General features: G+C 57.7%; 6 protein-coding genes. All 6 read right to left on the bottom strand.

Annotated elements, in window-relative coordinates; translation table 11 throughout:
* Window positions 1-94: 94 nt before the first annotated feature.
* Window positions 95-4,900 (bottom strand): LamG-like jellyroll fold domain-containing protein, encoded by a 4,806-nt coding sequence (locus VEH04_16145; GenBank protein HYG24311.1) that lies wholly within the window; start codon window positions 4,898-4,900, stop codon window positions 95-97.
* 117 nt (window positions 4,901-5,017) lie between these two features.
* Entirely contained in the window at window positions 5,018-8,200 is a 3,183-nt protein-coding gene (locus VEH04_16140; protein HYG24310.1) for an immunoglobulin domain-containing protein, read from the bottom strand.
* Window positions 8,201-8,261: 61 nt separating this feature from the next.
* Window positions 8,262-9,167 (bottom strand): DUF1559 domain-containing protein, encoded by a 906-nt coding sequence (locus VEH04_16135; protein HYG24309.1) that lies wholly within the window; start codon window positions 9,165-9,167, stop codon window positions 8,262-8,264.
* 135 nt (window positions 9,168-9,302) lie between these two features.
* A complete protein-coding gene (locus VEH04_16130) occupies window positions 9,303-9,989 on the bottom strand; it encodes a response regulator transcription factor (protein HYG24308.1) in 687 nt (228 codons plus the stop codon).
* A complete protein-coding gene (locus tag VEH04_16125; GenBank protein HYG24307.1) occupies window positions 9,986-11,986 on the bottom strand; it encodes an ATP-binding protein in 2,001 nt (666 codons plus the stop codon). The genes VEH04_16130 and VEH04_16125 overlap by 4 nt, the downstream gene beginning before the upstream one ends.
* 247 nt (window positions 11,987-12,233) lie before the next feature.
* The coding region (locus tag VEH04_16120; GenBank protein ID HYG24306.1) for a hypothetical protein at window positions 12,234-12,625 on the bottom strand (392 nt) is incomplete at its 5' end.

Raw genomic sequence — 12,625 nt, 5'->3', positions numbered from 1 at the left:
TGTGCTCGACGAGGACGCCGCCAAGTCGCGGTGCGGTAGTGTCTCCGATCCGTCGCGATCCTCCCTGTGCCTCCACCAGATGGGTTGAACTGGATCAGGGATGGCTCAGGCCGGACGCGTGGGCCAGAAGCGAAATGTCACGAAACGTCAGCACACGATCGAAAATCTGGATGTCATCGAGCAGGCCGCGAAGGAAACGGCTTGCTGTGGCGCAGCGGCCGACAACAATTTCAGCAGCCCCCACGCGAGCTTCTCCTGAAGCACTCATGCCGGCGACATTGCTTTCCCCATTCAGATAGAGGTTCATTTCGCGTGTGTCCGCATTCCAGCTGGCGACGACATGATTCCAGTGCCCGTCGGCCACTGGGCTTGAGGTGATCGTGGCATTCGCGCCCACGCTTCCCCCGCCGATCCCGAATGCGACGCAACTCCCTGTCATCGCGATACCCCAATCCGTGTTCACGCCAGGCGTGTCAGCGTCCACGAGACCGGCGCCAAGAAACCATTGATCGCCCGGGTTTCCGGGATTCGTCCCCATCGTTTTCAACCAGAACGCCACGCTAAAACTGCCACTGACCGGGTTCGGCCCGCCGGTTTGGATTACGCTCGAAACACCGTTGAATTCGACTGCGGAATCGCCTTCTTTGCAGTCCGTCGTAAAAGCGACGTCTGTTGCGGACGCCGCCAGCGAAGCGGGACCGGCGTCGGTGAAATCGCCATTGAACTGGAAACGCGACAACGGAGTTGCCGATGAGACCAAACGGCTTGCGCGATAAAACCGGCGCGAGATCGTCGCCGGCGGCAGATCGGTGTAGCTCATGCTGAAGGTTCCCGGGTTTGCGACCAAAGGGCCCGATATTGGCGCGAAGGATTGGGCGATCTCGTTGGCGGCGTAAACCTGGTAGGTGTAGCCCGGAACGGACGGCCAACGCACGATGAACATGCCTGGGTTCGTGTCGAATGAAGCCGTGAACGAGAGCCCCGGTTCCAGGACGTCCAACACTCCATTCAATTGGTCGTCGCGAATGGTTGCGCTGGGAACGGACAGGAATTCCGTGCTGTCAATGTTGCCGTCGCCGTTGCCCGAGGCAATTTGCGATCCGGGCAGCAGCGCACCGCCCTCGTGCGGCGCGTATCCAGCAAGGGCGATGTAGATCAGGGGCGGGACGGCGCCAAACGCTGTGGCCAGATTCAGTTGTCCTTCCATGTATGCGTTCGAAGCCTGCTCGGGAGCAAAAGCGTTCGTTCCTCCATTGTCCCATGCGATCAGGCCCGAAGTGCTGTCGTGTGTCAAAAATGGCACGGTGTTGATGTCGATCGCGACCAGACCCGCCTTGCTTCGCGGAGCTGGCAACAGCCCGCCAGGTTGATCTGTGACGAAAATAAACTGGTCCGCCGCGCCGCTAGCCGGAGCCGCGACATACAGCACTGTGCCTCGAATTGCCGCGAACAACTTTCCGTCCGGCGCAACCTGATAGCCGTGGCTGTCCAGTTTTCCATCCATGTTAAAGCTCGTTGCAGGCGCATTCGAATGAACAACCGAGAAGTGAAGGGTCAATGACTTGCCTGCGACTGCGCCTCGATACGGTGTGGCGGTGATCACATGGTTTCCGAGATTGAATACTGTGGCGGCGTAATTATAGGCGGCTGAATCCCCGATGCCGGGGCCGCTAGCGCAGGGCGCCAAACTGTAGGGCCATTGCGTTCGCGTAACCGCCACGCCATTCATGTCGACGACAACGCTGTCCATCAGCAACGGACTCACGTTCGCGCGAATCGTCAGGTTGGGGGGAAGCGCCGCTTTGTTGAGAACGGCATTGGGTTGTATTGGATCGAACCCCGGTACGGGCGCATCGGTATCCGAGTCAATCAACGTGAAGCTCGTTGTCGCGCCTGTGATGGTTTCCGGTTTGGCTGGCGCCTTCAACCACCGTTGTTGGGTGAATGCGCCGTTGCGCGCAACATCCCACACTTCGAATCGTACCCAGTTTGCTGCTGACAGATCGGCCGGCATCACGAGTTCGCAGGTTTCGAATTCGATTCCATTCGTCAGCGCGCGTTTGAGCTTGCGGATCCCGTTGTCGTCGCCCCAGGTAATTTCTGCGAACGCTGGCGGGAAATACCATTCCACAGTCGCCGTCACGCCAGCGCTCGTGGCGTTCCATCGATGGATCAACAGTTCTCCCGTGGTGGTGAAAAACTCTCCGTTCCGCACACACTCCACGACGCTTGCCCAATTAGTCTTTGAAGGAAATTCCTGCAACTGAAGATAGTTCACATTCATATGCGCATAGATTTCATGCGTCGCGTCCAGCAGGAATGTGTCCACTTCCCCGAGCATGGATTTGCGATATCCCCATTGCGCAACATCGTCCATCAATTGAAAGGAGCGGAAACCCAATCGATCCTTCGACAAATCCAGCGGCATCGATTTCCAATCGCCAGCGAGGAACGAGTCGTCCTTGAAAAATGCCGTGTTCGCGAAGATATCAGGGTTCTGACGAGAACCCTTGATCCGGGGGTGAGAGGTCCACGCCAGCCCTCCTTCCTCCTGCAGCAACTGGCTCATGTGATCGGCGTCGCCCACTTGATAAACGAGCGGATACGTCCTGGTCCCGGCAACCAGATTGGTCATCTTGAACGGCCGGGTGCCTTGTCCCGGCCATCCTGTAAAATAAACGGGACGGGTGAACATGTAAGACCAGTGCCCCCCGAACCAGTTGTTGTATTCCTCCCCCGGGATAAAAAGGAAATTCTCATCAGAGTGCGCGGCCATGATGTTGAACATGTCATGCAACTCGGCGAGCCGGTTGGTCATGTTGTTGAACGGACTGCCGGGGCCGTGAAACTCCATCGGCTGCACGATTCGAACGCCAATGGATTGCATCGCCTCCTTGAACGGAGTCACTGTATCGCGTCCGCTGCGATAATTCGCGGTGAACTCGGGATGGAAATGTTCCGCCATCGTGTAATGCCCGGCCAGCGGCTTGAAGAAATCTCCATGCGTATAGTCCAGAACAGTAGTCAGCGTCGCTTGCGGCGTTCCGGCCCCCAGGACGAGAAAGACATCCATCCTTTGGGTCGATCCGTTCGGCGCATCCACCCACGGGCGATAACGATTGTCTGCCGAATAGGACATCTTCGTTCCGATAAACTTCTTGCCGGCCTGAAGGAACCCGTAGTTATCACTCTGATCAATCGGATAGATCGCTGCGTGTGGCGGTGACATCACAGCCAATGTCCCAGTGCCACCCGCGACGGTGCCCATAATGGTCCGATGTTTCGCCAGGACGCGGGCCGCTTCGCCGGGAAGGGTTTGCGACAATGAATGGGCGGGCGTCATTTGAAATGTTCCATGACTGTCGCGATAGGAAATATTCGCAAAATCCGCATAAAACAGAGCGTCATAGAGGTAAGCCGCCCACGGCCTGGTCACCTCCATCGACGCCTGGAACTGAACGAAGGGGCTGCCGTCGTAAATGACACACGTCATTTCGCCCACGTACGGTCCGATCTGCAGACCCGAGAATATCAGCCTCGCCCGATGGGGACTGTCACTGACGACGCGCACCTTCTTCGGATCCAGGGAAGATAGATGCGGAATCGGGGCGGGCGAATTGGCATCCACTCGATCGAAGAAAATGTAGGGCCAGCCGGCTTTTTCAAAACGTGAGCCGAGCGTGACGCGATAACGGACATCCACGTCCTGTGCAATCGTGGTGAACGCTGCGCCAGGGCCCCCAGCGGTTTCTACGCTTCGCAGCAGAACTTGCCCCGGCATCAGGTTGAATCGGACCCGGAACGCATTCCCCGACCTGTTCGTCCACGACACGGTCAGCGTGTTGGTCTCCTGACTGGCGACGGCGATCGCGCCGTTTGCGTTGAATTCCGACCAATCCACAATCGCTGGGGTGGCAACGTTCACGGATATCGGCACTGGCGCGCTGGTGTTTGTGCCGTGCGCATTGCTGACAACGACATGGTAAACGCCCGAGTCTGCGGGGGTTGCATTGCTGAGTGTCAAAGAGGAGGAAGTCGCCCCGCTGATGCCGGGCGCGTTGAGAAGGTTGGTGCCGTTCCTTCGCCATTGATAATTCAAGGACGGCGCGCCATCCGCGGAAACATTTAGCACCAAAGTCGTGCCCGCATAAACATTGGTCGCGGGCTGCGCGTTGACCGCAAGTATTTCAGGCGGCGCGTTCGTGACGAATCCAGTCACCACGACTTCATCCACTCGAATCTTGCCCGAATCCTGCTGGATGAAGCCGAAGAAGCCGATCCCAGTGATGGTCTCTGCTGGAAGCGGACTGGCCAACGGCGCACCCACGGTCAGGGTGTTCGTGTTGAACAATCTCCAGGACGCCGCGCCAGAATCGAAACCGAATTCGTTGAGGGTCCAGCTGGAACCATTGCCGGAATCGTTCAATGTTTGCGCGGACGCGTACCATTGATTCCCAATGCGCAAGATAATCCGCTCGGTCGAAGCGGAGGCATTGTTCCGCGAGTAAAAGGAAATGCTTGAAATGCTCTTTCCCTGGAAAAGGCTTGGCGTATCCAGCCAGATGCAAACATTGCTCACCAGATTGCCAGCCCCGAACACAAGGTACCCCACCCCGCCGTTGCCCGCACCCGCCGTGCTGTGAGAGATCGTGGGATAATTTCCGTTCGGAGTGCTCGTGGTGTAATCCGTGACCGCTCCGTTGTGCAACGCAATGGCATGCCAGCCCGGCGCTGCTCCCACGGGACTGTTATCAGGCACGTTCTGATCAAAGCGCGCGTTGAGCAGAACCGCCGCATTGGCGGGGTGAGCGGCGCCTAGGAGAATCATCGACACAACAATCAGTTTGCAGATCGTTCCTATCCCTCGATTTGAATGAACGGGTGGAGTTCGGAATTTCATCAATTTTGGCAGCTTCGATGTGTGGGTTGTGAACTTGGATTGGCAAGTTCGAGAAGACAAGCCGTCCCGGCGAGGACGCTGTCTCGCGCCTCGCCGGCGGCAATGGGGAACGTGCAGTTACTGGATGCGATACCGGAAAAACTCCGATGCGCTTGCTGGCTTCACTGGCACCAGGTTCGTAATGGTTCCACCCGTTCCGGCGTTTGTTGCAATCGCCGTCCAGCCTGGCGTTTGAAGATTGGGAGTGGCCTCGAGGACGTAGTTGCGGCCGCTTTCGGTCCCCGTGCGCAATACCAGGTTGCCGCCGCTCACATACACCCGCTGAATGCTGGGCGAAGTTGCAAGGCTTGTGAAACCATCCACTTGAAACCCGTCCACGCGAAGCCGCGCCGTTGCCACTCCATACATATTGCCAAACAAACCAATGCCTGTGACAGGTTGGTTCGGCAACGGTTCCACGGTGAAATCGCCCAGCGCCAGTGTGGTGATGTCCAACGCCTGCCATGCCCCTGCATCGCTCGTGAAGACGAAGTTCTGCGGCATCCACACCAGCCCTCCTCCAAAATCCTGCATGGACGTGGTTGAGACATACCATTGCCCGCCGATTTGAACAGCCACCTGCAGCGTGCTGGAAGAAAATGAGTTTCGGGTATGAAACTGCACGTTCGTGATGAATCCACTTTGCAGCTGGGGCGGGGTTTCCATCCAGGCGAGAACCGGATTCACGGTGTCGCCCTGTCCCATTACCATGTACCCAATGGCCCCGTCCGCACCCGGACCACGCGACAAGTTCGGGAAGTTCAAACTCGCTGGTGGATTGGGCTCGAACGTGTAATCCGTCACCGTCAAGTTAGTCAGGTTCAATGCCAGCACATGCCATCCAGGAACCTGGCCTATGACTCCAGGGTCATTGGTCGATTGGTTGAACTGTTGATCCACGAAGAGTCTCGCGGAACTCACCGTCAGGTTTACAACGGAGCTGGTAACCGATCCGCCAGGATTGGAAACAACGAGATCATACTCGCCGCTGTCGGATGTGGTTGGATTCACCAGCGTCCAGACATTGGTTGTAACCGCAATGGCAACACCATCCTTGCGCCATTGATACGACAGAGGCGGTGTGCCTGCTGCGGTCGCCGAGAACGTCACGGGCGTGCCAGTCCAGGCAGTGTTGTCCACGCGGTTCAGCGGCGAGACCAGAGGCTCGCTCACAGACGGCGGGGTCGGGGGGAAGGCTGCCGGCTTTCCCGAAACGTGAAGCGCATCAATACGAATTTTTCCGGCCGCCATTACGCCATAGAAACCCAGGGCGGAGATGCTCAGGTTGGGCAACGGCTCGGAAACTGGCCCGATGATCGTGAGCGTCGCCGCGTCCAGCAGCTGCCAGGAGGACGCGTCGTAGTTGAACTCGAAATTGTGGGCTGCCCATGGCACCGCGCCCGCGGTCGTGTCGGTGAAGCCCTGCGACGACACATACCAATTGGTGTGAATGCGAATCGCGACGTAAGTCACCGATGACGCCGAATTGTTGCGCGAGAAGAAGGTGATATTGGTCACCTGCTGATTCTGCAGGATCGTGGTCGTGTCCTTCCACACGAGGCTCGGGGTGGCATTCAAAGCGTCGCCCATGACGAGGAAACCTGGAGCTCCGTCAATGGCGCCGGGCGCTGTCGCACTGCGTGAGATCGTTGGAAAATTGGCGTTGCCACCCACGGTGGTGTAATCGATGACCTGCCCTGAGGCCGTCGCAATGGCAGAGGCGTGCCAGCCTGGAACGGCGGAGACCGCGGCATTGTCCGCTAAGGTTTCATCGAAGTTCTCGTTAAGCAGCCAGACGTTCACGGTGAGCACAGCTGTATTGGTGTTCAGCGCGGAATCCCACGCTGTGACGGTGACGGCATAACTGCCCGCGACGCTCGTGTTCACACTGCCTGAGATCGCAACTCCGGGCGTTTCACCGCTGTTGTCGGTGGCTGCATAAGCCGGGGAGAAGGCGGCGTTCAAGGCGATGTTCGTTGTGTTGCCAAGCGGAAACGTGATGACCGGCGCCGTTGTGTCCACCACCGTGAGTGTGGTCGGCGGCGCGCTGGTGATGCTGCCGTAAGCGCTGCTGACAGCCACCGCATAATTCCCGGCATTGGCAAACGTCGAGGCCAGGGTCAGGACGTCATTGGTTTCATTCAGAATGGGCACACCGCCTTTCTGCCATTGGTAAGTGAACGGTCCCGTGCCGCTCGCGGTTACGGTGATGCTCATTGGCGCACCGCCCACTTCGCTGATGCCGTTGACCGGAACAGTGTCGATGCTGGCGATGGAAGGGGGAATTGCCGACGCAGTGACAGTAACAACCACAACGGCGCTCGTCGTGGCGCCGTAACTGTTGCTGGCGATCAGATCGTAATCTCCGGAATCAGCTGGGCTCGTCGAGGTAATCACCAGTTGTCCACTGGTTGCGCCTGCGAGCGTTGATCCGCTTCCACTCGGCCCGTTGTTCAGCGCGATGCCGCCCTTGCGCCATTGAAGGCTGGATACAGCGGGGACCCCAAAGACGGAGGCTTCCAGGGTGAGCGTGGTCGGAGCAGTGACATTTGCAGCGGGCGAGGCAATCGGTTCGCCGACCACGGGAGCGGCGGGCGGGGTGCCGTTGACCGAGAATTGATCCATCCGGATTTTTCCTGAGACGGGAACGATTCCATAGAGCCCCACTGCCTCGATATTCCCTTCCGGCAGCGGATTGCTGAGAGTGGCGCCGAGGGTCAGTGTGTTTGTGTCGAGCATTTGCCAGGACGTGGCCTCACGGGTAAATGCAAAATAGTTCGATGCCCAAACGCTGTTGCCACCGTTGTCCCTGAAGATGTTCGTTGCTGCGTACCATTGGCCCGCGATCTGAACGACGACCCGCTCGGTGCTGGTGTTGGCGTTGTTCTTCGTGAAGAAAACGATGTTGCTGATCGCACTGTCCTGCAACGCCGGCCCCGCATTGGTCCAGAACAGGGACGGTGTGGAAAAACCGAAGGTGGCCATCACCGTGTTCCCTGTCACACCGCCGAAACCACCGTTGTTCGCCCGGGAAATTGTCGGATAGTTGCCGTTGGGGGTCGACAATGTGTAATCGGTAACAACGCCTCCCGCAGTTTCGTAGGAGATGGCGTGCCAGGAGGTTGCCAGGCCGATGGGACTGTTGTCGGCCACGGCTTGATTGAACTGTTCCAAGACCAGTTGGGCGCCCCTGGAATCGAGGCATAAACCAACCACCGCTGCGGCCAGCAGTAACCGAAGGGAATAGAGGAGTCGTTTCATTTTCATTGAGGTTGAGTTTTTGCGCGGACGGGATCTGGTTTGTGTGGTTTGCGTCTGAGATTCAGCGGTCGGTCAGGCTTTCGCGGGCGGGATTCACAACCCATGTCACTTCATTGTGCGGCTGGTTGTCGTTGTTCCATCGGTTCCGCCATGGTGCGTTGGGTTTCGAATCGATTACTTCGCTGCGCCGCGGACTTTCAACGTGACCGTCAGCGAACATAATCACGGTTCTCTTTTGATGCCGGTTGGAGGGCCATTGCGATTCCGTCGTTGGGTCGAGACTGCCGTCGAAGTACGGCGGAGTCCCGGGAAACGATCCCCCATCGCCGCCCACCTTGGCGTCCGCAACCATGATCATCTCCGATGGATTCCGAACCGCAGAATCCCTGAGTTGGCCTTTCGACAGAGGACCATTGATGTCGCCGCCGAGGCCGAGTTGCATGGGGTTATCGATGTTCAATCCCCAGTTGTTGTATCCGTAGGAGAACAGCGTGTTTGCGGTGATGCCGAACGGATCGAACGCTCCCTGGGGATTGATGCCGCCCAGGGTCAGATTGTTGTTCCGATCCCATGAAGATCTCGTGTCAGCCGCGGGACACCAAAACGCCTGTCGCTTTTCCCCCATGGATCCCAGAAGGCGGACCGGCCAGACGTAATAATGCGAGCCTCCTGCGCCGACCCACGCGCAACCCGGATACATACCATGGTCGCCGACATACATGTGCGCGGCGATTCCAACCTGGCGCAGATTATTCAGGCACGACGTTTGCCGTGCCTTGGATTTGGCGCGGCTCAACGCAGGCAACAACATCGCAGCGAGGATCGCAATGATTGCAATGACGACGAGCAGTTCGATGAGCGTGAAGCCGCTGCACGATCCGTCCGGCCGTTTCGTCCGACCGGGCTTGATGTTCTGGAGGCCAGTCGGGCTGAGGCCACATGTTGATCCTCCCAATGTCACGCGCATGATCGTCTTGATTTCAGTGGTTCGGCCGGGGAATCCGGGTTTGTCGTGCAATGACGGTGATCCTAAACCCGGGCAGTGAAGCGTCCATACCCCTGATCAGGTGAGGCTACCGAAGAAGGACCGTTGCAAAGGCGATCAACCGACCTTTAATTGCGAGTAACGGATCGCGGCTTCCGTCCGCGAGCGGACATGCATTTTCTTATAGATCAGCTTCAGGTAACTCGCGACCGTATCAATGCTCAAAGAAAGTTGCGCAGCGATTTCCTTGTTGGAATAGCCCTTCGACAACAGGATCAGCACTTCCTCCTCGCGGGCCGATAGGTTGACTTCCTCCCCCTGCGGTTTTGATTGCTTGCGGAAATAGCGCACGACCCGCCGTGCAATGGCACTGGTCATTGGCGCTCCGCCGTTGAGCAATTCGTTCAGCGCGACCTGCAATTCCGCGGGAGGGGTGGATTTCAACAAATAGCCATCCGCGCCGGCCTGAAGGGCCAGGAAAACCAGTTCATCGTCCGCCACGGCCGTGAGGATCAGGATCAGCGTGTCGGGCCATTGCGCCTTGAGCCTCGACGTGCACTCGATGCCGGACATCCGTGGCAGGAAAATATCCATCAACACGATGGTGGGACGTGCAACCGGGATTTGTTTGAGCGCCTCCTCGCCCGAAACGCAAACGCACGAGCAATTGAAGCCTGGAAAGGAGTTGATCATCTTGACCAGGCCTTCCCGCAGTTCCCGTTCATCCTCAACCAATGCGACGCTCACGGGACTGCTTCGCGATGCTTCCGATGGAGCACGGGATTCTCTCGTCTCGGGGCTCATGAGAGATGTTTCTTCGCGATCCGGGATTTTGTCCAGCGCCGCCACCAACCGCGCACACCGCGTTCCCGATCCCGGAGCGGAGCCGTCAATTCCACACAACAGCCGCTTCCGGGCTGGCTTGTGATCTGGCAACGGCCTCCGATTTCCCTCATGCGCTGCGACATGTTCGTCAAGCCGTCACGCTCAGGTTTCCCCTGCGCCGGATCAAAACCTTTTCCGTTGTCTTTGATTCGCACGCGCACCTCGTCGTTAACCACCTGGATCGTCAGTTCCACCTCGCTTGCCCCGGAATGCCGCACCGCATTGTTCAGTGCTTCCTTGATGACGAGGAACAGGCTGCGACGTGCTGCAAGATTAAAACTGAATGGCGGGACCTCGGAATCGACGTCCAGCCGGCAGCGCACGGAACTCGCACGCAGGAAGTTCTCAGCGTAACGGCAGATATACGCCTCAAAATCCTGGAGGCTGTCGCGTTGGGAATTAACCAGCCAGACGACTTCATCAATCGAACGCAGCAACCGGCGGCCCGCTTCCGAGATGCTCTCGAACTTCGCACGCATTTCCGGCTGCGCTGCCGCTTCCCGTTGTTCCGCTTCACCCAACAACACGAGCTGTGTGAGGCCTGCGCCGAGGTCGTCGTGAATGTCTCGCGCGATGCGCGCCCGTTCGCGCTGCAGCACCTCCTGCGATTTCGATTGCAGCGCCAGTCGCGCCAGCAGGCGAAAATAGAAGACCACGAAAATGACGGAAGTCGTCAGCATGGTGATTTGAAACCAGCCGCGTTGCCAGAATCGGATCATGACCGGTTGCAGTGCGGATGGAAACAGCACCTGCGGACGATTTGGAAATCCCGGGTAATCATGCAAGTGGGCGACAATGCGGGCCGAGCCCCAGCTCGGTTGCGGGCTGCTTTTCTTGATCCATCCCTTCTGATCGTCGGGTACGATCCGCCACGAGGAATCCGAAGGAATTTCCAGGACCCGCCCGTCATCCAAGTCCACGGTGATGCCGGCAAGCAGGCCAGCGGCACCAACCTCGTTGAAAGCCTGCACTGCCAATACGTGAGATCCCGGCCGCAGCAGCAGCGTCAAATCGTATTCCGTCAGCCGGCGCCATTCCGCGCCCTGGCCAATTTTTTCGCCATCCAGATAAACGTCGTAGGAATTGTCCGCCGTGATGCGCAGACGTGCCTTGCTGATCGCAGAGTTGGCAGGCAGTTCAAACGTTTTCCAGATGCGGCAGTATTGGCGATCCTTGGTTTCATCGGACCAGATCCACGATCCCACGCGCAAAGTTGGATCCATGACCAACGAACCGCAACGCACGTGCAGCTCATCAATGCGGATTTTGCCAGAACCAGCCCCGTGCCCCAGGAAACCAATCGCCTCGATTTCTGCTGAAGGAAGCGGGCCTGCCGCGCGCGCTCCCAAGGCCAGGGCATTGGTATCGAGCAATTGCCAGGACTGAGCTGCGGTGGAGAACCGGAATGTGTTCAACTTCCACTCCACGTTTCCTCCGTCGTCGCCGAAGGTTTGCACAGTCGCGTACCATTGTGAACCAACCCGGACCACGAGCCGTTCGGTCGCGCCCGCCAGATCGTTCTTTGTGTAGAAACTGATGGTGCTCGAAGGACAACCGGTCAAGGGCAAACGGCATTCCAGCCAGGCGAGGACGTTGCTTACGTTTTGACCGGAGCCGAGAACGAGGTAACCCGGCCCGTCCACGCCGTTAACGCTCGCGGTGTGCGACAGATTGGGAAATTTGTCGCCAGGTGTGACAAACGAAAAGTCAGTCACCACTCCGTTGTAAAGCGCCAGGGCTCGCCAGCCGGGGGCACCTGCCACTGGGCTGAAATCAGCGACGGGTTGATTAAAGCTTTCGCGCAGCAACAACTCTGCGTGGGTCGAAACGCCCGTGCCGAGGAGGCAGGAGCAGCAGGCGAGTTTCGCAAGCCATCGGCGAAAACGCCTGATCAAATCATGGTTGCTGGCTTCCATGGATCACGGTTCAGCGTCTTCTACCCCTCTTGTTTTCTTCGCCACAAGTTATTTCTTCCGCCAAAACATTCGGGAATGTCCTCCGATCTTTGAAAGATCGAAGAAAAGATGGGAAATGAGACAAAAAGATAGGTCGGGGCTCCAGGCGGATAAGAGAACATGTTTACTCGTTAAGAGAATGTCACAATTCCATGGAGTTTCCGGAAACATGGTTAGGGAAAGTCGCTGAGTGATAAGAGGATGTTGTTCAAAGATAGGTTTTTGAATTGGAGCGATAGGATTCGCAGCAAAAAAATAGGGAATTGCCTGCGAAAGACGGAATCCAGGTCAAAATGATAGGTTTAAGCCCTAACCCCAAGAAATTTGATTCAGAATGACGGCCGCAGCGGCTTGAGAGACCCGTTTCGCGACAAAAATACCGGAATTTGCCCAGGACCAATGCATATTCGATCCGGTGCTTGAAACATAACAATGCTCGGTGCGACTGACGCCGAAAGAGTGTAAGCGGTAAGCGGCGGGCGTCCTTCTTGAGCGAGCCGGGATGGGTTAAGGTTGCGGTCAATGCAAAGATCAACAAAAACAAGACGAGCCCGTTACAGTGCAGAGGAGCGACGAAGCTTCGTGACAGAGTGGCGGCAG

This window comes from Verrucomicrobiia bacterium, assembly GCA_035629175.1.
Lineage (GTDB): Bacteria > Verrucomicrobiota > Verrucomicrobiia > Limisphaerales > DASXHY01 > DASXHY01.
Note: the sequence above shows the minus strand (reverse complement) of the source record. Positions and strands in the feature narration are given on the sequence as shown.

What these genes read in the sequence shown, in the direction of transcription:
- VEH04_16135 (HYG24309.1), bottom strand. Translation starts at nt 9,167, where the DNA reads ATGCGCGTGACATTGGGAGGATCAACATGTGGCCTCAGCCCGACTGGC.
- VEH04_16125 (HYG24307.1), bottom strand. Translation starts at nt 11,986, where the DNA reads ATGGAAGCCAGCAACCATGATTTGATCAGGCGTTTTCGCCGATGGCTT.
- VEH04_16130 (HYG24308.1), bottom strand. Translation starts at nt 9,989, where the DNA reads ATGAGCCCCGAGACGAGAGAATCCCGTGCTCCATCGGAAGCATCGCGA.
- VEH04_16145 (HYG24311.1), bottom strand. Translation starts at nt 4,900, where the DNA reads ATGAAATTCCGAACTCCACCCGTTCATTCAAATCGAGGGATAGGAACG.
- VEH04_16140 (HYG24310.1), bottom strand. Translation starts at nt 8,200, where the DNA reads ATGAAACGACTCCTCTATTCCCTTCGGTTACTGCTGGCCGCAGCGGTG.